Below are 22,336 nucleotides of genomic sequence, written 5' to 3'. Positions count from 1 at the left end.
ACTAGGTTTGATCCGAATTTTTCTCATAAAAAAACGCAGCGCACAAAATCCGACTATAGATCCGATCTATTTGCGGAGTCTTTTTAGAGCTTTCATCACGACTGACTTCGGTTTGTCCACTTTTGCTGCGTTCGGATTTTGCATCATCATATCCAGATATGCTTGTAGTCCCGGAATTTCGAAGAGTGGATTCGGAGAGATCCAATCCGCGATATGATCGTTTATGATCTGAAAGGTGGCAAAGGCGGAACAATCCGCTGCAGTGAATTCCGTTCCTGCGATATACGGAGAAAATTTCGTCACTCTGGAAAGCGCTCTCGCTCCTTTTTGGAGGGAAAGTTTTGTTAGTTCCACAGTTTCAGGTGAAATTGTTTTTCCTTCCACAATGGATTCGTACAATCTACGGGCGGGTATATCTATATAATTTTCTATGAAGGATATAATCGTTCTAACCTGAGCCGCTTCGAACGGATCTGCCGGGATCAAACGTTTGCTATTTGGATACGCGTCGTCCAAAAATTCCAAGATTGCTTGGGACTCTACCAGATACTTTCCGTCCACTTCGAGATAAGGAATTTTTCCCATTGGGCTTTTTTGTAGGAACTCCTCGTCTTGGGAGAATGGTGTGCGAATTTCTTCGAACTCCAAACCTTTTTCCAGGAGTGCCAATTTGACCTTATTCGTATAATTGCTGATCGGATAACCGTATAGTTTTATCATAAGAGCTGAAGATCATCCAAATACAAGTAGTAAGGTAAAGTCTTTTTCATAAATTAGATAGGAAAGAATGGGAAGTCGGTTGAATTTTTAATTTCTACTTTCCTGAAAGGAAATCTAAATCTAAAATTGGCTGCGATAAAAGAGTTTATAGTCTTTTGAAAAGGAATCTTATCGATCATGAAAAAAACAGCATTAATTACCGGAGCTAGTGTCGGCATCGGTTATGAAATTTCCAAATTGGCCGCAAAAGACGGTTACGATCTCATACTAGTAGCAAGAAATCTCAAAACCTTAAACTCCGTAAAAAAGGAAATGGAAAGTTTGGGGGCGAATGTGGAAGTTCTTTCCGCCGATCTGTCCGATCCCAAGTCTCCTAAAAAAATTTACGACTTCGCCAAAAAGAAAAAAGCGATCGTGGATCTTCTGGTGAATAACGCAGGTTTTGGAACGAACGGAAAATTTCATTCATTAGATTTGAAAGAAGAATTGGATCTGATCCAAGTCAATGTGACTTCCCTTGTGGAGTTAACTTATCTTTTCGTCCAAGATATGAGAGAAAGACATGCGGGAAAAATTTTAAACGTAGCTTCTACCGCCGCTTTCCAGCCGGGACCAATGATGACGAATTATTATGCTTCCAAAGCGTATGTTCTATTCTTCTCGGAAGGTCTTGCGGAGGAAGTTCGTAAAGACGGAGTGAATGTTACCTGTCTTTGTCCAGGACCGACAAAAACGGAATTTTTCCAAAGAGCGGAAATGGATAAATCTCCAATCTTGAATAGCGCTTTGGTTCCTAAGGCAGATGCAGCTTACGTGGCAAAGATCGGTTACCAAGGAGTAAAGGCGGGTAGAGCAGTCGTAATCTCCGGAGTGGCGAACAAGTTACTTGCTCAATCCGTTCGTATCACTCCTAGGTTTTTGGTCCGCAAATTGGCAAAAATCTTAAATACGGTAAATTAGATAGTAAGAGAGTGGGATATGCAAGAAACGATTTTGGACAAGGCGGTTCCTTTTTTTTTAGGACTAGCTTTGGTGGAATTTATTTGGGGAAGAAGGAAGTCGGTTTACAGATGGAATGATTCCGTTTCCGATCTGGCGACAGGGATCTTATACTCTTTTACGGGAGTAGTGATCACTTTAGGCGCCATTATTCTATATGATAAAATTAGAATATACTATTCCGTCCAGACTCTATTTAATCTGGGGGAATTTCCGTCTTCTGCTCCTTTGGTGAAGACCTCTAACGGTTGGGAATTTAACCTGGAGGCGTTTTTTGCATGGACATTCGTTTTGATCGCTGTGGATTTTATCTACTACTGGTTCCATAGGGCCACACATGAGATCCATTTTCTTTGGGCCTGTCACGTCACTCATCATTCCAGCGAAGAATTTAATCTAACCGTAGCGCTTCGCCAATCCATGTTCCAAAGGATTTTTGAATATACTTTTAATCTACCTTTGGCCCTTTTGGGAATTCCGTGGTGGATGTTCTTTATTTGTCACGGGATCTTAAAGATCTACCAATTCTGGGTCCACACAAGGCTGATCGGAAAATTGGGTTGGATGGAACATTTACTTTTAACTCCTTCTCATCATCGAGTCCATCATGGAAGAGATCCTGAATATTTGGATAAGAACCACGGTGGAATATTGATCCTCTGGGATAAATGGTTCGGAACGTATGCGGAAGAGAAGAAGGAGCCGATCTACGGACTCACGGAACCTCTTCCTACATTCAATCCGATCTGGGCAAATTTACATGTGTATGTTTCCCTTTGGAATTTAGTGAAGGCCACACCTAGTTGGAAAGATAAACTTCTTCTTCTCGTCAAAAAACCGGATTGGAGACCGAATTCTTTGGGGGGAGAGAAGAAGGTTTCGGAAATAAATAGGTCGACCTATAAAAAATTCGATCCGATCATTTCTAATTCCAGAAAAGTTTACGGAGTTTTGCAGTTTCTCCTTCTTGCGGGACTTTCCGTTTATCTATTAAAACTTTTGAAACTAGGAAAGATGTCTCTGGCCTTATATTCGGGCTTCGGTGTTTGGTTCTTCTTTGCATTTTTAAGTTTAGGTCTTGTATGGAACGGAAGACCCAAGATGGAAAAATGGGAAGTGTTAAAGTTTGCTTTATTAGGTGTTCTAGTTTGGAATTTGAAATAAAAATTTAGAACGCCTCCTTTTAGTTCGTATAACAAACAATCCATTTATTCTTACGAGCGAAGTAAAAAGCTTCGCTTGATCATTCCACACCTGCTCCTAAAGATTGCCCAGGGATCAAAAACCGAATTTGAAAAAGAATATCATTGGGAGGCAAGCTTGAATTCACCGCTTCAATTCGAATTACCAGAGGAATTACAACAACTTAGAGAACTGGTCAGGGACGTGGTCAGAAAGGAAGTCGTTCCGAATAGAATGCACTACGACGAAAACAACGAATATCCGAAAGCTATTTTACAAAAATTTAAAGAAGCCGGATTATACCAGGCATTGTTCGACGAAGAACACGGCGGTTTAGGTTACGGAATGATGGGGGGTATTGTCCTCGCAGAAGAAGTTTCCTGGGGATGTTTGGGAGTAAATACCGCATTTACTTCCACAAAATTAGGTGCTCTACCGATCGATGTGGGAGGGACCAAGGCTCAAAAAGACAAATGGCTTCCTCTTCTCGCCTCGGGCGAAAAAACGGCCGCATTCGGTCTATCGGAACCGGGAGCAGGTTCGGATGTTCCGGCGATGGCGACTACTGCTGTGAAAAAAGGAGACCGTTACGTTTTGAACGGAACCAAACAGTGGATCAGTAGTGCCGGCCAAGCTGATATCTATACTGTGTTCGCAATGACCGATAAGGACAGGGGGCCAAGAGGGATCTCTTGTTTTATCATCGAAAAAGGCACCAAAGGATTTTCCTTCGGAAAGAAGGAAGACAAGTTAGGGATTAGATGTTCTGAAACAAGACAGCTCATCATGGAAGACTGTGAGATCCCGGAAGAAAATCTTTTGGGCGGAAAAGAGAATATGGGATTCTTACATGCGTTCAAAACGTTGATCCTCTCCCGGCCGGCAGTCGCGGCAGGAGCGGTCGGTTTGATGCAAGGTGCTTTCGATGCGGCGATCGAATACGCTAGAGAAAGAGAGCAGTTCGGGACTACGATCGCTTCTTTCCAAGCCATCCAGCACATGCTTGCGGATATGGCGATCAAGATAGAAGGTTCCAGACTCCTCACTTACAAAGCTGGCGTGTATGCGGAAACCTTCCACAAAGACGCCGCGAAATTTTCCGCGATGGCAAAATGTTATGCATCCGATTCTTCCGTCCAGGTTGCGTCTGATGCGGTACAAATTTTCGGCGGGTACGGGTACACCAAAGAGTATCCTGTGGAAAAATTTTACAGGGACGCTAAAATCCTACAGATTTACGAAGGCACAAGCCAAATCCAAAGGAACGAAATTGCCGCAGGACTCATAAAAGATGCGGCTTCCAAAACCAAAAAAGGCTAAAATCCTCTTTTAGTCTCCCAAGGGAGAATTTTGACTTGCTTGCCGATCCGGCAGAAGTCAAACTTTTCCCTCCGGTTTTTTAGAAAGAGTGAAAGGGCGTTTAGACATCCAGAAATTTTTACCCTGGAGAGTTTTTTGTAAACTCTCGTTCACTTTTTTGACCATTGCCGTTTTTAGTCCTCTTTTAGCATTCGATCCTTCTTCATTGCCTTATGAGGGGGTCTCTTTGGTTCCCCATGCGGAGGTTTGGGCAGACGAGGAAGGGGACTCGAACTTTGAAAAAATGCAGAAGAAGGAGTTTTATCCTCTTTCTTCCGCGAGTTTAGGCTATTCCGATCTGACTCATTGGTTCAAGATCCCTCTAGAAAATAGATCTTCTCATTCCGTTTCTTGGATATTAGAGATCCATTATAGCCAATTGGATAAGGTGGAATTATTTCTGGCCTCAAAAGGGGACAAAGTTTTATTCCGCGGGGGAGATAGAATTCCCTTCGAAGAAAGACCGATTCAATATAGATTTCCGAGTTTTCCTTTAGAGTTAAAGGCAGGAGAGAAGGACACGGTCTATCTTAAGATCCAAACCAAAAGTTCGGTGAACTTCGCGGCCTTCGCATATAAGTCCGAGGATTTTTTCTCAAACATTAGCGATGATCAGATACTACTCGGGATCTATTTCGGGTCTCTTTTAGTCATGGCATTATATAATCTATTTCTGTTCCTATCCACAAAGGAAAAGACTTACCTGGCATTTTTCGGGTATGTTGGCGCAGGAGTTTTGGCCCAATGGTCCCTTCATGGTTACTCCTTTCAATTTTTCTGGCCGAACTCTGTGGTTTGGGCAAGTCATATCATCACTTCTTTTACGTTCCTAGTTTCCGGTACCACGTCGGATTTTATCCGACTTTATTTTGACGCTCCTAATAACTATACGAATTCGAACAAAGTTTTAAAAGGAATATCAATTTTATCTTATATACTTGTAATTGTCGGATATTTTTTTCCATTCGGTTTTGCACTGGCACTTTACGTGTTTTTATCCACTATCCTGTTGGCTGCGATCCTGTATCTGGGTTTCCAGGGGTTCTCCAGGAATTTAAGGCCCGCACTTTTCTTTTTAGGAGCTTGGCTTGCACTTGTCGCGGGTGCATTCGTATTCGTCTTAAGATTTTCCGGGATTATTCCTCATACGATCTCATTGGCGTATTGGGGAGTGGAGATCGGGACTGCGATGCATATTCTTCTGTTAGCTTTGTCTTTGGCGGATCGAGTGAACGGTCTATCCAAAGACCTTTCCTCCAAGGTGGAAGATCTGAACGAGGCAAAACAAGCGATAGAACAATCCGAGCTCAGATTTAGGAATTTGTTCGAGGGAGCGGAAGAACTTCTTCTTACTTTGGATCAAGAGGGGAATATCAAGGATGCAAACCGTACTCTTTCCAGACTTACCGGTTATAAACCTGCGGAAGCAGAAGGTAAAAACTTCTTAGATCTGATCTATACTCCGGATACGCAGGAAGATTCTATCGTATTTCTGCTCGCGAAAGAAAAATTGGAAGAACATTTGCGAACCAGAAAAACGGTCGAATTTCATTCGGAGTTCAAACAGAAATATGTAATGGAGCCTAAACCGGTAAAGATCCGTCTCCAATCCTTCGAGAGTGAGGCCGGAAGAAAAGTGTTAGGTAAGGTATCGGAGATTTCCGAAGATATTCTCTCTCGTTTTTTGGTCTCGGAAAGTATGCATTTTACAGTGAACAATTATCTCAGAAATGCGGATATATTAAGTAGGCAGCTTACTTCTAATCTCAGCCAGTTTGCAGGCTCAGAAGTGATCACAGCGATCCGTACTTGTCTCAGAGAAGTTTTGATCAATGCGATCGAACATGGGAACCTGGGGATCAGTTTTGATGAAAAAACGGAGGCAATGAGATCCGGAAATTATATGGAGTTCATCCAAAAAAGACAAAGAGAGGCTTTTTATGGGGCAAGGAACGTAAAAGTCGCATATTCTCTCAATTCTAAACGGATCGGTTTCGAGATAGAGGACGAGGGTGACGGTTTTGATTTTAAGAAGATCTTAAATTTGGACGGTGAAAAACTGAACGAGGAAAGTTATACCCATGGACGCGGGATCATGATGACTCGAAAAGTTTTCGATGTGGTAAAATTTAATGAAAAAGGAAATAAGGTGCTTCTCATCAAATACCTACAAAAACCTCTTAAATACAAAAGAGAGCCAAGTTCCTTGGATTTCGATTAATGTGTATTTCGAAAATACTATAAAATATATTGGAGTGAACTTTTTGCCTCCCCCTCCGCCTGCACATCCTGTGCAGACCTCCGGGGAGCTTCGCCATCGTGGCTTCGCTCTCAGGCAAATAAATCATTCCAAAAAATTGTTTCGTGAGTATTTTTGAGATAGTTTCAAATCTATTTTCCGGACCTGTTAAACAAGATCCGATTTTACGGTTGATCCGATCTCTAATCGGTTTAGATCATTGTTTCGATCCGGAGTATTCGGCGAGAGGTTGTATTTTAATGAAACATTTCTATTTTATCGTTTTTCTATTGATCCCAATGCGGATATTTTCTTGGGATCTGGAAAAGGAGAAAAACGGGATCACTGTTCATACTAGAGTCGTCGAAGGTTCCGAGTTAAAAGAATTCCGCGGAAAAACGAAACTCAAAGCGGCTCTGAGTACGGTGATCTCATTAATGGAAGACAACCCGAATTACGTTACTTGGCTGAAAAATTGTAAACAAGCGGAAGCCGTAAAAGTTTTGAATACAAAAGAAAAGTATATTTATATCCAGAACGGGGCTCCTTGGCCTGTGAATGATCGGGATTTTGTGATCCATACGATTTTCAGTCAGGACAAAAATACCGGAGCAGTGACTTATACGATTCGCCCTATTGCAAATATAGTAGCGGAGAAAGATGGCATAGTAAGAGGTACTCTTAAAGGATTTTGGAAATTTGTTCCTGTAGGGGACGAGGTGGAAGTTACCTATCAATTGCTTAGCGAGCCTGGTGGTCGTGTACCCACGTCTATTGCGAATTTTGTAGTAGTGGATATTCCTTACGAAACTTTAAGGAAAATGAAAGAAAAGGTAACCGAGTCCAAATACATCAATTCCCCTAAACATCCGGATTTAATCCTACCTGATCCAAAGTAATTGAATTAAGTTTTTATAATTTATAATTCACCCCGAAAAATAAGCCGCCATAGGCGGATTGCATATCCAATTTTCTGGAATATTGGTTGGAGAGAAGGATATTGTCTTGGTTGGCCGACTCCGTGAGAGGGGAAAGCCTTCCGTCCTGTCTGATATAAAAGGACGACGTATCTCCGTTAAAGGAACCGTCAAAAGAAGTAATATTGATCCAAGCCAAGTAGGTCCCGAAACTTAAACTCACTCTTTCATTAATCGGATGGAGGAGAGAACCTTCCAGTCTGAATTCTAACCCGCTACCTCTCATATTTCCATCTTGTTGGTAATATTCACTTCCGTCCGTGGCATAACCTTTTGTTATCCACAATGCTCTTGTGATTCCGAGTCCAAGCCCTGTTTCCCAACGGAGATATCTATTCAGTCTTCCTTCCTGCCAGACCATTCCTAAAATATAAAAATTTTCCATTTGGAAATTCAATTGTGTATAAAATGGTTCTGAAGTTAAATTCGTGAGATGAAATGGATCGAAGTATCTGTATCCGCCTATCATTCCGATCTTAAAACTTTCGCTCAGTCTGGTCCTAGCTAAAAATTCTCCTTGGATACTTCCTCTTGTGTTTTCCTGTTTTGTTTGGCTGGCCACAAGTGGATTTAGGTTGGAACTAAAACCGTTTAAATTCTGATCGAATCTGTTCGGTCCTCTCATCCCAAAACCGAATCTGGCACCGAATTCCCAGGTATCGGAGACATCGGAAACCCTGTTTTCCGGCATTTCCTTCAGTTTCGGCGAGCTTGTGCTGGTTTCTTCCGCTCCTAAGGAAATCATTCCGAACAGAATTCCGGTAATTACGACTGAAGAGAGACTTACTCTTCTCATTTTGGGTCCGGACTGCGTTTCAAAAAGGAGTGGTTTTGGGACTGGATGCGTGAAAACTGTGTAGGAACCCGGCATGCTAGCAGAATTTTCCGGGCCTAGAATTGTAAAAGCCTTTATTTTAAGGAAAGATTGATTGGAATGCTGACTACTAAACTATTTCCGTTCTTGGATTTGGATCTTCTAAAACCGTATTTTTACTTTTTAGTTTTTATCGGTTTATATCTTACCTTCCGCTTAAAATTCCCCCAGGTCCGATTTCTATTTTTAGCGATCAAAATTTTTTCCGGCAATATGGACTACAAAGGTTCACGAGGACGTTTGGTTCATTCTCAGGCATTCTATGCAGGAACAGGTTCATCCTTACTTCCTGGGGCTATATTGGGGTCCGCCTTGGCATTGGTCTTGGCAGGTCCAGGGGTCCTCGTTTGGATCTGGCTTTCCAGTTTTCTGATCATGCCGCTACGTTTTGTTTCTTCCACATTGGCGATCCGATTCAGGATCAAGTTAGAAAGCGGAAGATATCTTTCAGGGCCGATGTATTTTATAGAAAAAGCGCTTAGAGCTAGATGGCTTGCGATCGCTTTTTCTTTAGCCTGTTTGTTAACGGTACTTTCCATGGGAAGTGCTATTCCGATTTTAGGGGCTTCTTTTTTAGCGCAGAATGGACTGGATATACAAGGGATGACCGTTCCGTTTTTGATCTCCATCGTGGTCGTATTCGTCGTGTTAGGTGGGATTAGAAGGATCGGAAGAGTTTCCGCTTACCTGGCTCCGATAGGACTCATTCTATTTTTCTTAAGTTATATCCTATTGTTCAAGGATCATTTAGGAAATTTTTATTTTTTCTTAGAATCCGTATTTAAAGAAGCGATGCAACCGTTCTCTTTATTATTAGGCGGAGGATTTTCTCTCGCAAGGATTTTTAGCACCGGGACTGGAATGTTCTTCTTATCGACTGAAACCGGGATCGGAAAAAGTGCGGGAGTGGCAGGAGTGGTTCGTACTGATTCCGCCGCAAAACAGGGGATCGTAAGTATGCTTGCCACCTTCTTCGAAGGTTTCGTGATCTCTACCCTTGTGATCTATGCGTTATTCTCCTTCGGGGTAAAAGATCTTGAGTCGGTAAAAAATTTCTTAACCGTATTGGTGAAAGGTCCTACGGATCCCTCAAGATTGGCATTGTTTGCGTCTTTTTTACTGTTTTCCATAGTCGCGATCTCCGGCTGGTTTTATACGGGAGAACAAAACGCTAGATATATCTTCGGAGAAAAATTCGCAAACGTATATAGGATCTTATTCATAGCGTCTTTACTCGGTTCCGCATACGCGTATGTTCAATATGGGGAAGAATTCCTATTACAAGTATTCGGAATAGGATATGGACTGGCGCTGATTACTGCGGTTCCGGTTCTCATTAGTTTGGTACTGTTAGCTAAGGTGGCCCAAGCGGAACTCAGAAAATTCCTGGAAGGCGGGGCGCATTACGAGATCTTTAAGGACTTTTATCTTCTTCTCCTATCTATTCTGCCGAAAAACCTGGTTTCATTACTCTTCGGGATCTTGGCTTCTTTACGATTGCCGAGGTTTATTATGATCCCGATTTTAAAGGCATTCGCAAAAGCGTATAAGATCAATTTGAACGAAGCCGAATTAGAGATACAAGAATACAATTCTCTAAATCAGTTTTTCACCAGAGCGTTAAAAGCCGGAGCAAGGATCATCGATTCTGCGGAGAATGCGCTTGTCTCTCCTGTGGACGCAAGGATCACCGGTTTCGGCGATATCAACGACCAGGTGATCTTACAGGCAAAGGGAGTGGACTATAACTTGAAGGAATTGATCGGAGGAGAAAAATATCTTTCCAAATTCCAAAACGGAAAATATATCACATTCTATCTTTCTCCTCAGGATTATCATAGGATCCATTCTCCCGCATACGGAAGAATATTAGGATATTATTATGAACCTGGAAAACTTTTCCCTGTGAACGAATTGGCGGTTTTTGGGATCAGAGGACTTTTTCCTAAAAACGAAAGATTGATCACATTCTTACAGACCGAATTCGGACTAGTTGCAGTGATCAAAGTGGGAGCTTCCAATGTGGGTCGTATCCGTGTGACTTACGATAAGAAGATCATCACGAATACCCTCATCCGAACAACAAAGGAAGAAGATTATAAAGACGTTTCCATCATGATTGAAAAAGGCGCCGAACTTGGAAGATTCGAAATGGGTTCCACCGTGATCCTGATCCTCGAAAGGGATACTTTCGATTTTGCGGACCTTCCTCTGAACGAAAAAGTGACTTACGGAACCACGATCGGAACTTTTAGAAAACAGGTCTTAAAACTTCCTAGATAATATGAGCCTCAGTCTAAAAGCAACCACACCCGAAACGATCGAATTCGACGAGAATATTCTAAAAATAGAATGGAAGGACGGAGTTATCTCCGAATTCCCTCTATTGGAACTTAGAAAAAGATGTCCATGCGTGGTTTGTAAGGGCGGCCACGGAGGGAAGATTGGAGCTACTACCGGCGGGATCAAAGAGGCCAAATTATTATCTTTTTCTAAAGTGGGAAGATATGCTGTCAACTTGGTCTGGGGAGATTATCATAATACCGGGATTTATAGCTTCGATTCTCTTCGACTGTATTGGCAGGGAGAACCTGGGGACCTGGGAATTCCATGAATCGGGTCCTTTTTATCCTTTTAATATTTTCCGTCTTTACTTCTCTTTCGACTTCGCCTGAGAACAAAAAAGAACCACATTCTCCCCTTAATCTGATTATTCCTTTCGATTGGTTCCCAATGGAACCGTTTGCAGGAGGGATATTTGCTGCAAAAAACTATAACGAATCTGCAAGTGTTCTAATCACTCGAAAGGAATTAATAGAGCCCGTCGATCAAGGCGCCTTAAATAAGGAATTACAGATGGGCATCATAGATTCCATCAAAAAAGGTAACGGTAGGATCTTGGAATTCGGAGAATCGGAAGTGGCGAGTCGTCCCGCGTTCCGAGTACATTATAAAGATAAAGGTAGCAATTTGCATATTTTACATATCACCTTATTTAAGGAAAATGTAATGTATGGCATTATGTTTTTTTGTATGGGCACGGATCCAGGCAAAAGATACGATGTTCAGAAAATGGTCAAAAAGGCCTATTTTAGAGTGGATGCCTAATTCCTAAATATTTCGCTCCGGCTCCCGATCAAACATTGTTTAGAAACATTCTGTATGCGGGATTGTCCGTTTCTTCCTCATAGGGATACCCTAAACTTTTTAATCTTTCCCTGAAACCTTCCCGATCGGGAGAAGGTACTTGAAATCCGACTAAAACCCTTCCGTAATCCGCTCCATGATTCCTGTAGTGGAATAATGTAATATTCCAGTTGCTTCCTACCGATTCCAAAAATTTAAGCAAGGCTCCCGGGCGTTCCGGAAACTCGCATCTAAGAATAATTTCATCTTTGAGCTCGGAAACTCTTCCGCCTACCATATAACGGATATGGATCTTTGCGGTCTCGTTCGCGCTGATGTCCAAGACCTCATACCCTAAGGATTCCAATTCGGAGATTACTTTTTCTTTTTCGGAATGGGAGTCTTTTAATTTTAAACCTACGAACACATGTGCCTGTTTCTCGGTGGCATATCTATAATTGAACTCTGTGATGATCTTGTTTCCCAAGGTTTGGACGAATTTTAGATAACTTCCGGGTTTTTCCGGTATTGTGACTCCTAGTAAAATTTCTCTGGCTTCTCCGATCTCCGCTCTTTCCGCCACATGTCTGAGCCTATCAAAATTCATATTGGCACCGCTATTGATCGCGATCAGTGCCCCTGTGCGATTTGTGTTTTGGTTGGCATAAAATTTTAATCCCGCTAAAGATAATGCGCCTGCCGGTTCTGCGATCACTCTCATATCCTCGAATATATCTTTAACTGCCGCACAGATCTCGTCCGTGTTCGCTACTAGTACGTCGTCCAAGAGTTCTTTACAAACTTTGAATGTTTCTTCTCCTGCTTGTCTGACTGCAACTCCATCGGCAAACAAACCGACTCGATCTAAGATCACTCGTTTACCGGCAGAGATCGCTTCTTTCATGGAAGCCGCGTCTGCCGGTTCCACCCCGATAACCTTGATTTCAGGTCTTAAAAATTTAATATAAGAGGCAACTCCGGCCGCTAAACCTCCTCCACCCACTGGGATAAAGACAGCTTCTATCGGACCCGGATACTGTTGTAAAATTTCCAAACCCACGGTACCTTGTCCTGCGATCACATCCGGATCGTCGTAAGGATGGATAAATTTTAGGCCCTTCTCACTTTCTAATTTTCTAGCATGAGAATATGCCTCGTCGAAAGTATCCCCGTGTAAAATGATCTCTGCTCCGAAATATTGTACCGCTTCTATTTTGATGGATGGAGTAGTGATCGGCATGACTATGATTGCCTTGATCCCTAATTTTTGAGCGGAAAGTGCAACGCCTTGTGCATGATTACCGGCGGATGCGCAGATCACTCCTGATCTTTTTTCCTGGGGAGAAAGTCTGGAAATTAGATTATATGCTCCTCTGATCTTAAAGGAGAATATCGGCTGGAGATCCTCTCTTTTTAAAAAAACCGAAGAGTTTAATCTTCTGCTCATTCGTATCATCGGGTCCAAGGGAGTATGGACCGCGAGATCGTAAACTCTTGCGTCTAAAATTTTGCGGATATAATCTATCACTAAAAAATCCCCAAGAGCAAAAACAGCTCTTAGGGATAGAATTTAACCTACTTGGATTTACTTCCAAAGATTTTTTGATCCAAAGAGAATCTTCCAGCTCCTACGGTCAAAAATACCAATGCAATCGTAAAAAAAACTCCTGCCAATTCGTAGGATCTCCCGCCTGTCAGGTTTATAAAAGAATCCCCTAAGATCACCGAATGGAAATATGCAGCTACGATCATTGTGCATACGATCCCGAAAGAAGCAAGCCTCGTCAGAAGTCCTATCACCCATGCTATCCCACCGCCGAATTCGGAGAGTGCGGCTAAAAATTGGAAAAAAGAGGGGACTGAAGAATCGGGTCCCATCCAATGCAGAGGATCTTGTATCTTTCCCCAACCGTGTAATATAAACGCGTAACCGCAGATAACCCTTGCTATTAAAATGGCTATATCCGCTTTAATATTCAAAGTCTCATTCTTAAAAATGTCGAAATTCATCCAATATGTCCTTTAAATTATAGTAATATTCTGAAGTATTAAGATTCTTGGATCCTGCGGAGAAGTTCCGCTAATTTATCCAAGGCCTCCTGCCAAAATCGGTTTATCTCCTTTTTTTCGTCCGGAACCGAAAACAAACTAGTAAAGAAGATCTTTTTTTTACGAAAAATATCATTCTTCGTTTCTTTAGTCCGGATATCTTCCGAATTCGGCGGTTTATGAAAATAGCGGGAGTAACCTCCCACTTTTTCGTCCATCTTAAACCCTATTTTTTTTCCTCTTTTGAAAAGGAAAAATGATGATCCAAAAATTCAGTATTTGCAACAGATCTGCTTTCATATTCTATTTCCTTAATATTTCTTTCGTTTGAACGAATGGCCGATCCGGATGGATTACTCGAAAATTGCCGTAAGTTTTTCCAGAGTTTGGGTCCAACCTTCTTCCATACCTTCCACTGCAGGGATCAGTTCCGGATCCACTTTGATCGGAAGTGCTCGCACTTGAAGTTCGGTTTTTGAACCCTTGTCTGCGAAAAGAATTGTTATCAAAATCTCAGCGGCAGGTTTTTTCCCGTCCATCTCGAATGCGATATAAGAGGAGAACACGATCTTTTCCAAAGGAACGATCTCTTTATAGGTCCCGTTCATCGGATTGATCCCACCTTCAGGATCTTTCATGTGGATCAGCATTTTTCCACCTGGACGAAGATCCAGTTGGCAAAGGGGAGCGGTAAATCCATGCGGGCCCCACCATTGTGATACCATATTCGGATCCGTCCAAGCCTTCCAGACCAGGTCTCTAGGAGCGTTGATAGTCCTAGTAAGTATCATTTCTTTAAATTCAGATTCTTTGGTCTCGCTCATTGGCTTCTCCTCCGCTTTTTAAAAAATTATTATATTCGAAAATACTTCGGGATCGGTCCGAAGTTCCTTATTTCTTTTCCAGGAATTCTCGTAGACGTCCGAGAGTTTGGCCAAGTCCATCCACCGCGTATTTGGAGATCTCTTTAGCTTCTTCTTCGCTTGGGAATATGGTTCTCATGGTAAGTTTCGTTTTGGAGCCCTCTTCCTCGAAAAGAACGATAACATGAAATTGTTTCGGGTTGGCATCGTCTCCATGGTCGTAAACCAGTTTTTCAGGTTTCACTACTTCGATATACTGGATATGGTTCGGATAATCCGTTCCATCCGGACCATGCATCATAAATCTCCAGATCCCTCCCGGTTTTACGTCCATTTCGTGGATGGTATTCGTAAAACCGTTCGGTCCCCACCATATCGCTACTTGTTTCGGGTCTGTCCAAGCTTCCCAAACCAATTCTCTTGGGGCGTCGAAAGTTTTAACCCCTATAATTTCTTTTCCAACCAGGGAAATTTCTACCTTCATTTTAGTATCCTTATTTATTATCAGTATCAAATCTCAAATTCTATCGTAAGTGTAATCTGTTACGGGTCTTAATGTTCTAAATCTTTGGAGCCATTATATTACTTTATTATAATATTATCCGGTTGATTTTTCCAATTCTGCCGGTTCTATAACCGCTTTGGCTTCTTTTTTGTCTTTTAGTAGGTAAAAGATCGTAAATGCCAAAACGATCGAGATCCCCACACTCAGTAATGAAACAAAATGTAAAGAGTCGGTAAATGCACCTCGAGCGGTACTCAGCAGTATCTGTTTACTCGGCTCCGGAAGTTCTTTTGCCACGGCTACCGCAGAAGCCAGAGTATTATGAGAACTTTCGAATTGTTGCGGAGTCAACCCCGGAAGATCAATGGAATTGATCCTGGACTTAAAGATGGCTACACCTATACTTCCAAGCACTGCGATTCCAAGAACGCCGCCGAATTCGGCTGCTGTTTCCGAAATAGAAGCGGCTGCACCCGCTCTTTCCGGAGGTGCTGAACTAACGATGATATCCGTTCCTAAGATCACAACTGCACAGATCCCGAGGGACATGATCAGAGATCCAAAAATGATCATCCAGATCCCGTTTTCCGAATGAATCTGAGTGTATAAAAACATTCCGATCGCAAGTAATAGTAAACCGCTTAACATTACGTATAAAGGACGCATATAACGAACTACGATAGGGATGGTAAGTGAACCGATCACGTTGCCCACAGCTCCAGGCAGTGTCCAAAGTCCAGCTTCCAAAGGAGAAAGTCCTAAAACCAATTGTAAATATTGGGATATGAACAAGAAGGTTCCCAATGCCACGAAGATGGTCATCGTATTTCCTGCGACCGCAGCGCTGAATGCGGGAAGTTTGAACAATTCAAGATCTATCATCGGATCGGCCAAAGTGGTTTGTCTTTTGATAAAAATCGCTCCGACTAAAAGTCCGGCAAGTATAGTAAGAATCTGGATCATTCCCCAGCCGTTCTCTGCGATCTGTTTCAAACCGTAAATGATTGAAAGTACCGATATCAGGGATAGAACGGCACTTGGCAGATCCATTTTGCCCGCATTCGGATCCTTGAATTCAGGAAGAAGTTTAGGCCCAACGATCAGAAGAAGTACCATAACCGGAACGCTCATCAAAAATACGGAACCCCACCAGAAATATTCCAGAAGGACTCCGCCTACAAGAGGACCGATCGCTCCACCGAGAGAGAAACTCATTCCCCAGATACCGATCGCAAAAGTCCTCTCTTCGGGATCCAAAAACATATTACGAATTAAAGATAGAGTAGAAGGAGCCAAAGTAGCCGCGGTAATCCCTAAGATCGCACGGGTTAGGATCAAAATTTCGGAACTAGGAGAGAATGCCGCTAACACGGATGCTACTCCGAACGCTGCCGCCCCATAAAGTAAAAGTTTACGTCGGCCGATCCTATCTCCCAGATTCCCCATGATCACAAGAAAACCCGCGACCAAAAAACCGTAGATATCCATGATCCATAATTGTTGAGAAGGAGTCGGGTTAAGATCCGCCGACAATTGAGGAGCCGCAAGATAAAGAACCGTTAAATCCATCGCATATAGTAGGCAGGGCAGTGCGATCACCGCTAAGCCAATCCACTCTTTTTTAGTGGCTTTGGAAGTGTTTTCAGTTTTTATTTCAGACATTCTGAACGTACCTTTTTATATAATTCTAATATAACACCGGGACAAATTCGGAAATAACGGCCTATTTTCCCGACTCTAGGTTTTTTCCTTGGAGTTGCTGGAGATATGCATCCAAACGATCCAAACTTTCTTCCCAAAAATGGCGGTAATGATCCAACCAACCGGAAGCTTCCTTTAGCCCCTCCGGTCGTATCTTGCAGGGTCTCCATTGGGCCTCTCTTCCCCTTTCAATCAGTCCGGCTTTTTCCAAAACCTTCAGGTGTTTGGAAATTCCGGGTAAGCTCATATTAAAAGGTTCCGCCAATTCCTTAACAGTTGCCTCTCCGGAGACCAAATAGAGAAGGATCTTCCTTCTAGTTGGATCTGCCAAAGCGGAGAAGGTATTGTTCAATCGATCGGATTCAGTGTCATATTTAACCATTTAGTTAATTTACCGTTTGGTAAAATACGGGACATCAGATCGCCAGTCAAGCCTAATCTACATAAAAATTCGAAAAAAACTGGTATAGGATGCCGGTCTGGGAAAGGTGGGGGTTGCGCACAGAGGCACGAAGATCACAGAGGCGCAAAGTCGCAGAGAGTAAGATTTTTTTGGGAAACGAATTGACTATCGGAAAAATTCGAGCTGGAATAGTGGTTAAGTTCCCCGGCCTTTTCCTACCGATTTTCTGAGCAAGAAAAAAAAGGGTCGACAAATTTCTTTTTATTATGTCTCCTAATCCAAAACTAAGAGAGAGTGCCCCAGATGGGTGAAGGATCCCTTTCCCAGGAAGAAATAGACGCCCTTTTAGCGGGTGCAAATGACACATTCGATCCAGGCAGCAGCATGGCTGCCGGAGGCGGGTCCAAGGAAGCTGCCGGTCTTTCTCCGGTAGATCGAGACCTTCTGTCCGATTTTCTTTCTCATTGTTTTATGACTGCGGGAAATACTTTAGCAGCCATTCTTTCCAAAACTTCCAATTTTATGAATCCTACCTCCGAGGCCAAATCCCGGAAGGATGTGGAAGCGGAACTCAAGTCCAACACGTTTTTATTATATTCTACCTATTCAGGAAATCTGAACGGAAGAGTTGTGCTTGCGATGGCCGCGGACAATGCGGCTCGTATTGCGAACATGATGATGGGTGGATTTGATTCGGGTGGTCTGGACGAAGGCCAACTCCAGACTCTCAGAGATAGTTTAACTCCCATCATGGGAGCGCTTCAATCGCAGATCGCTGCTAAAACCGGTGGTGGAGTGAACGGTTCTCCTGCAGAGACTCGACATGTAACTTCTCCTGCCGCATTAGTTCTGCCGGAAGGAGACCCTCTCGTTCGGACCTTCTTCAATTTAGCGATAGAAGGACTTCCTTCTTTTAGAATTCAGTTCATTCTTTCTTTATCTATGGCGAATGATATTCTCTCTCTTTCCAAAAGATCCGGAGGAGGGGGAGGCGATTATGCTTCCGGCGGCTACCAAGGCGGAATGGGCGGTGGCGGAGGAATTTCCCAAGTCGGAATGAAGGGAGTTTCTTTCCCGAATCTTGCGACTGCAAGCGGCGCCCAAGGCACTCCGAACCTGAACCTTCTCATGGACGTGCAGATGTCTGTGACTGTGGAACTCGGAAGGACCAAGATGTATATTAAAGATATCTTAGGTTTGGGGGAAGGTTCCATCATCGAGTTGGACAAGTTGGCAGGTGAGCCTGTGGATCTTTTGGTAAACGGTAAGTTGATCGCGAAGGGTGAGGTCGTGGTCATCGACGAAAACTTCGGTGTACGTGTAACGGATATCGTAAGTCCGGCCGATAGGATCAAGCCGGAGTCGGGAGGCGGATGAGCCGAATTTTTCAAACGATCCATTCGTTTTTTTCAGGATTCGGCTCCCTCGCTTTGGCGTTCGGAGTCTTTTGTATTTTATCGGGTATTGCCGGAGGATTATACTCTCAAGGTTCCGAAAGAGAACAAATGGACGAAGTTCTCAAAAAAGAATTAGGCACAGCTGATAAAAAGGCCTCCGAGTCTACGGCACCTTCTACTCCTAAACAAGAAGAGAAGAAGGAAACTGTCCCGGAGTCGACACCGAACCCCGTGGAAGAAAGATACAAACCTGTTTCGGATGGGCCGAGTCTTGCGGGAATACTTTTTAGGATCGTTCTAGTACTTGGAATTCTTTGTGGAGCAGCGTATTGGGTCTTGAGGACTCTCGCAAAATCCAGAGAAGGCTCCCTTCCCGTTCGAGGAGAAATGAATCTTCTCGGTAGTTTGAGCTTAGGCACGAACAAACAGTTACAGATCGTAGAAGTAACCGGGCAAATTTTCGTATTGGGTGTGGCAGATAACGGTATTAATCTAATCTCCGAAATTACGGATACGGAGACCAAGGCAAGACTGCAGAGAATGAGAGACGAATTTAAACCTCCGGAAGGCGGCTTTCTCGTCACAGCTCTGGAACAGTTAAAGGATTTGAATATTCGTCTGACCGGGAAGTCTGAGGAAGAGGAACAAACGCTTCGCCAAACTCCCGGAGAAAGAAAAGAGAAACAGAGAAAACTCAAAGAGAAGTTAGACGAAATTAAGAAGGAAAGGAATAATCTGGAAAACGGATTATTCGATTCGAATTAGGGGGAAAAGTGGGAGAGGGGTTCGCTACACTGGCAGGGAAAAAGTTTTCCGATAGTATGAGACATAATAGAGTTATGTGGAAGATACTTTCGGGCATTCTTCTTTTTGCCGTTTTGATCTTGGCAATCCCGGAGGAAACTTACGCGCAGGCAAATGCCCCTAGGATCCCGATCCCGAATTTGAATATCAATGTGAACGAAGCGAAAGGTCCGAGAGAGACAAGTCTTTCTCTCATGATCTTGTTCTTAGTCACAATTCTTTCCTTAGCACCTGCCATTGTGATGTCTCTGACTTCTTTCACCAAGATAGTGATCGTTTTGGATTTTGTGAGAAGGGCTCTTTCTATCCAGAACCTTCCGCCTAACCAGGTAATGGTGGGACTCGCGTTATTTATGACATTCTTTATCATGGCACCTACTTTGAATATTGTGTACGAGAAAGGTTTAAATCCGTACATGGAAGGTAAGATCGATACAAACGAATTTTTTGATAAGTCCATGGTCCCGCTTAGAGAATTTATGATGAGACAGATCGGGACAAGCGGCGCCAAGGACGTGGCCTTATTTTTAAAGATCGGAAAAGTGGAGAATGTAGAATCCTTCGACGATGTCCCGAATTACGTTCTCATCCCCGCATTCATGCTTTCGGAAATCAAGAAGGCGTTTTGGATCGGTATCATCATATTTATTCCGTTTATCGTAGTGGATCTTGTGGTTGCTTCCGCACTTCTTTCCATGGGTTTGAACATGCTTCCTCCCGTGATGGTAAGTTTGCCGTTTAAATTGATCTTATTCGTTCTTGTGGATGGTTGGAATTTAATCGTCTACGAGCTCGTAAGGAGCTATAAATGACGGAAGTAGATGCAATCACTCTGATCCGAGACGCGCTGTTTGTGACTCTCAAACTTTCTTCTCCCATTTTGCTGACTGCGATGGTAGTAGGACTTGTTATCGGAATTTTACAGACCACAACTTCCATCCAAGAGCCAACGATTGCTTTTGTTCCTAAGTTATTATCCATTTTTGCCGTAATCGTGATCTTTGCGGGATGGATGCTTCAGACGATGACGGATTATACCAGGGATCTTTTCCTGATGATAGAGAAGTTTTAGATTTTAAAAATGGAATACTTTGTAGGAAATTTCCAAGTTTTTCTTTTGATCCTGGCAAGGATCGTGGGGCTTCTATCCGTTGCTCCTGTGTTTTCCTTTGCCTCGATCAGCTTCCCGCAGAGGATGACTCTTGGATTTCTGATCTCCGTAATTTTATTTCCTGTGAGCGCTTCGTTTGTTCCTCCGATCCCGGGCAATATGGTTGATTACGGTTTAGTTGCCGTAGCGGAAACCTTGATCGGAGTCCTCATGGGATTTTTGGTCAGTTTGGTATTCTCTTCCTTCCAAATGGCTGGAGAATTTTTTAACGTCCAACTCGGTTTCGGTTACGCGGAGATATTGGACCCGATCTCGCAAACGAGTCTTCCTGTGATCAGTACTCTTAAAAATATGTTGGGTATGCTTCTATTTCTCTCTTTGGGAGCATACCGTTTTCTATTCGAAAGTCTGGTATATTCATTTGAGAAGGTGCAGGTTTTGAAACTTGTGCCTGAGATCCAAGACGGACTTTACAAGGCGATGGAAGAAGCGGTCGGTGCGATGTTCCTGGTCGCTTTCAAAATTTCTCTACCGATACTCGGAGTTTTATTTTTAGTTACTGTTTCCGAAGCATTGATGGGAAAGGCAGCTCCTCAGTTGAATATTCTACAACTGAGTTTTCCGATCAAGATCGCGATCGGACTAATCGTGATGATCCTGATCGTTCCATTCCTGATCACTCAGATGGACAATGCTTTCCAACTTTCCTTTGAGAAAATGAACCTGATGTTGAAGGGATGGCCGAACTGATGGTAGTCTTTTCGAAAAGTCTGTTGGAACTCCGACATCGGTCGTATGTCCGCATGTTGGAGTTCCTACAAGCGAAGTTGCGAAAATTAGGAATATTCTACTCTAATCCGATAGTGGAGTTCCTACACGTAACTCCACAAACACAGCCAAAACTCGCCGCTATCCCGTTTCGCATCGACCTACAATTATTCGCAGCGGAAGATGAGGGACGTACCCAACCGGCCAGCGAAAGAAGAAGAAGAGAAGAAAGAGAAAAGGGAAATGTTCCTAAAAGTCCCGAGGTTGCCTCTGCCATCGTTCTTCTCGCAGGGATCGTTCTCATGTATCTCATGGGGGAGTATTTTTTTATGAGATCTTATTATCTTTTAAGAAAATATTTCTTCGGAATACGTTCGGCGAATGTGGTCAGTTCCGAAACGGTGAGCGAACTTTTAAATAACGCACTTGTGGATATTACACAGCTACTTCTTCCTTTGATGGGGATCACAGTGGTTGCAGCAATTGTGGGTAACGTTGTCCAGACCGGGTTTTTATTCGCTCCTAGGGCTCTTGCATTAAATTTCGGGAGGATCCGCCCGAATTTCAAAAAGGTACTTCCGAACCGACAAACATTATTTGGACTCATCAAGTCCTTGGTCAAAGTTGTCGCAATCGCTTGGGTCTCTTATTTTGTCATCGAGAAGGACTTTTTCAAGATCTTGATGCTCGGGAATATGGGCCTCGAAGAATCCGTTGCATTAATCACTTATACGGCATTCAAAATTTTTATCGTAGTAGGGATACTGTTGCTCGCGATCAGCATCGGGGACTATTTCTTCCAAAAATACGAATATGAAGAAGCGCTTAAAATGACTCCTTCGGAATCCAAAAGAGAAATGAAGGAGCAGGACGGAGATCCTTCTTTGCAGGCCAGAAGAAGACAAATGGCCAGAGATCAGATCAAAAAAAGCAAGATGCTGGCGGAAGTTCCCAAAGCGGACGTTGTCATTACGAATCCCACTCACTTTGCGGTAGCATTGGAATATAAACCGAATAAACACAAGGCCCCTATCGTTATAGCGAAAGGAGTAGATGATTTCGCATTACGTATAATCCGTGTCGCAAAGGCGAACGATATCGCCACCGTGGAAGACCGCCCAATGGCAAGAACACTCTACGACGAGGTGGAGATCGGTCAGGAAGTCCCGGCTAAATTCTATACCGCACTCAGTGTGATCTTTACGAAACTCGAATCTTTTCGGAGAGCGTTCAGAAACGCTTCTTAGACCTAGGAGAAT

Annotated in this window: 23 protein-coding genes; 14 read left to right on the top strand and 9 right to left on the bottom strand. The window is 43.1% G+C overall.

Annotated features, from left to right (window positions below; all coding sequences use genetic code 11):
* Positions 1-66: 66 nt before the first annotated feature.
* Positions 67-720: a glutathione S-transferase family protein gene (locus tag AB3N61_RS10490; protein WP_367897535.1), complete on the bottom strand. Its 654-nt coding sequence runs from the start codon at positions 718-720 to the stop codon at positions 67-69.
* A 177-nt stretch (positions 721-897) separates the two neighbouring features.
* On the opposite strand from AB3N61_RS10490, the gene AB3N61_RS10485 reads away from it, so the two are divergent.
* The 5 genes from AB3N61_RS10485 (at position 898) to AB3N61_RS10465 (ending at position 7,398) form a co-directional block, all read left to right on the top strand.
* Positions 898-1,680, top strand: a complete 783-nt coding sequence (locus AB3N61_RS10485; RefSeq protein ID WP_367897534.1) for an SDR family NAD(P)-dependent oxidoreductase — start codon at positions 898-900, stop codon at positions 1,678-1,680.
* Between the two features lie 18 nt (positions 1,681-1,698).
* Positions 1,699-2,883, top strand: a complete 1,185-nt coding sequence (locus AB3N61_RS10480; protein ID WP_367897533.1) for a sterol desaturase family protein — start codon at positions 1,699-1,701, stop codon at positions 2,881-2,883.
* Positions 2,884-3,039: 156 nt separating this feature from the next.
* Positions 3,040-4,221, top strand: coding sequence for an acyl-CoA dehydrogenase family protein (locus AB3N61_RS10475; protein ID WP_020770652.1), 1,182 nt, complete (start codon positions 3,040-3,042; stop codon positions 4,219-4,221).
* An 88-nt stretch (positions 4,222-4,309) separates the two neighbouring features.
* Entirely contained in the window at positions 4,310-6,481 is a 2,172-nt protein-coding gene (locus AB3N61_RS10470) for a 7TM diverse intracellular signaling domain-containing protein (protein ID WP_367897532.1), read from the top strand.
* A gap of 209 nt (positions 6,482-6,690) precedes the next feature.
* Positions 6,691-7,398, top strand: a complete 708-nt coding sequence (locus tag AB3N61_RS10465) for an START domain-containing protein (RefSeq protein WP_412758368.1) — start codon at positions 6,691-6,693, stop codon at positions 7,396-7,398.
* A gap of 13 nt (positions 7,399-7,411) precedes the next feature.
* Here the strand turns inward: AB3N61_RS10465 and AB3N61_RS10460 are convergent, their stop codons facing one another.
* Positions 7,412-8,272, bottom strand: coding sequence for an LIC_11366 family protein (locus AB3N61_RS10460; RefSeq protein ID WP_367897531.1), 861 nt, complete (start codon positions 8,270-8,272; stop codon positions 7,412-7,414).
* Between the two features lie 138 nt (positions 8,273-8,410).
* Here AB3N61_RS10460 and asd point away from each other — a divergent pair, with 138 nt between their 5' ends.
* From asd to AB3N61_RS10445, 3 genes are read left to right on the top strand one after another with little or no spacing between them, the layout of a single operon-like run.
* A complete protein-coding gene (gene asd, locus AB3N61_RS10455; RefSeq protein ID WP_020770661.1) occupies positions 8,411-10,633 on the top strand; it encodes an archaetidylserine decarboxylase in 2,223 nt (740 codons plus the stop codon).
* A 1-nt stretch (position 10,634) separates the two neighbouring features.
* The gene (locus tag AB3N61_RS10450; RefSeq protein ID WP_367897530.1) at positions 10,635-10,964 is read left to right on the top strand and encodes a DUF971 domain-containing protein; all 330 of its coding nucleotides are present in this window, start codon (positions 10,635-10,637) and stop codon (positions 10,962-10,964) included.
* On the top strand, positions 10,961-11,458 hold the full coding sequence (locus AB3N61_RS10445; RefSeq protein ID WP_020770745.1) for a hypothetical protein: 498 nt from the start codon (positions 10,961-10,963) through the stop codon (positions 11,456-11,458). The genes AB3N61_RS10450 and AB3N61_RS10445 overlap by 4 nt, the downstream gene beginning before the upstream one ends.
* A gap of 28 nt (positions 11,459-11,486) precedes the next feature.
* Here AB3N61_RS10445 and ilvA read toward each other — a convergent pair whose 3' ends face one another.
* From ilvA to AB3N61_RS10410, 7 genes are all read right to left on the bottom strand, one after another.
* Positions 11,487-13,004: a threonine ammonia-lyase, biosynthetic gene (ilvA, locus tag AB3N61_RS10440; RefSeq protein WP_367897529.1), complete on the bottom strand. Its 1,518-nt coding sequence runs from the start codon at positions 13,002-13,004 to the stop codon at positions 11,487-11,489.
* A gap of 47 nt (positions 13,005-13,051) precedes the next feature.
* Positions 13,052-13,486: a DoxX family protein gene (locus AB3N61_RS10435; RefSeq protein ID WP_020770683.1), complete on the bottom strand. Its 435-nt coding sequence runs from the start codon at positions 13,484-13,486 to the stop codon at positions 13,052-13,054.
* Positions 13,487-13,524: 38 nt separating this feature from the next.
* Positions 13,525-13,743 carry a hypothetical protein gene (locus AB3N61_RS10430; RefSeq protein ID WP_367897528.1) on the bottom strand — a complete coding sequence of 73 codons (219 nt, stop codon included), beginning with the start codon at positions 13,741-13,743 and terminating at the stop codon, positions 13,525-13,527.
* 135 nt (positions 13,744-13,878) lie between these two features.
* A complete protein-coding gene (locus AB3N61_RS10425) occupies positions 13,879-14,349 on the bottom strand; it encodes an SRPBCC family protein (protein WP_367897527.1) in 471 nt (156 codons plus the stop codon).
* 67 nt (positions 14,350-14,416) lie between these two features.
* On the bottom strand, positions 14,417-14,872 hold the full coding sequence (locus AB3N61_RS10420; RefSeq protein WP_020770596.1) for an SRPBCC family protein: 456 nt from the start codon (positions 14,870-14,872) through the stop codon (positions 14,417-14,419).
* Positions 14,873-14,986: 114 nt separating this feature from the next.
* Positions 14,987-16,555 (bottom strand): MFS transporter, encoded by a 1,569-nt coding sequence (locus AB3N61_RS10415; protein WP_020770851.1) that lies wholly within the window; start codon positions 16,553-16,555, stop codon positions 14,987-14,989.
* A 61-nt stretch (positions 16,556-16,616) separates the two neighbouring features.
* Positions 16,617-16,976, bottom strand: a complete 360-nt coding sequence (locus AB3N61_RS10410) for an ArsR/SmtB family transcription factor (protein WP_367897526.1) — start codon at positions 16,974-16,976, stop codon at positions 16,617-16,619.
* Between the two features lie 324 nt (positions 16,977-17,300).
* Between AB3N61_RS10410 and fliN the strand changes: the two genes are divergently transcribed.
* Genes fliN through AB3N61_RS10380 form a run of 6 tightly spaced genes read left to right on the top strand, consistent with a single transcriptional unit; the run spans position 17,301 to position 22,324 of the window.
* Positions 17,301-18,374, top strand: coding sequence for a flagellar motor switch protein FliN (gene fliN, locus AB3N61_RS10405; protein ID WP_020770724.1), 1,074 nt, complete (start codon positions 17,301-17,303; stop codon positions 18,372-18,374).
* Complete coding sequence (gene fliO, locus AB3N61_RS10400; RefSeq protein ID WP_020770604.1) at positions 18,371-19,159, top strand: flagellar biosynthetic protein FliO; 789 nt, start codon at positions 18,371-18,373, stop codon at positions 19,157-19,159. The genes fliN and fliO overlap by 4 nt, the downstream gene beginning before the upstream one ends.
* A gap of 56 nt (positions 19,160-19,215) precedes the next feature.
* Positions 19,216-20,010, top strand: coding sequence for a flagellar type III secretion system pore protein FliP (gene fliP, locus AB3N61_RS10395; protein ID WP_367897525.1), 795 nt, complete (start codon positions 19,216-19,218; stop codon positions 20,008-20,010).
* Positions 20,007-20,270, top strand: coding sequence for a flagellar biosynthesis protein FliQ (gene fliQ / locus AB3N61_RS10390; RefSeq protein ID WP_020770865.1), 264 nt, complete (start codon positions 20,007-20,009; stop codon positions 20,268-20,270). The genes fliP and fliQ overlap by 4 nt, the downstream gene beginning before the upstream one ends.
* A gap of 9 nt (positions 20,271-20,279) precedes the next feature.
* Positions 20,280-21,059: a flagellar biosynthetic protein FliR gene (gene fliR / locus AB3N61_RS10385; RefSeq protein WP_020770785.1), complete on the top strand. Its 780-nt coding sequence runs from the start codon at positions 20,280-20,282 to the stop codon at positions 21,057-21,059.
* A gap of 53 nt (positions 21,060-21,112) precedes the next feature.
* Positions 21,113-22,324 carry an EscU/YscU/HrcU family type III secretion system export apparatus switch protein gene (locus AB3N61_RS10380; protein WP_367897524.1) on the top strand — a complete coding sequence of 404 codons (1,212 nt, stop codon included), beginning with the start codon at positions 21,113-21,115 and terminating at the stop codon, positions 22,322-22,324.
* The last annotated feature ends 12 nt before the right edge of the window (positions 22,325-22,336 follow it).

It is taken from the genome of Leptospira sp. WS58.C1 (genome assembly GCF_040833995.1).
GTDB classification, from domain to species: domain Bacteria; phylum Spirochaetota; class Leptospiria; order Leptospirales; family Leptospiraceae; genus Leptospira_B; species Leptospira_B cinconiae.
This window is presented reverse-complemented; position numbering and strand designations above follow the sequence as displayed.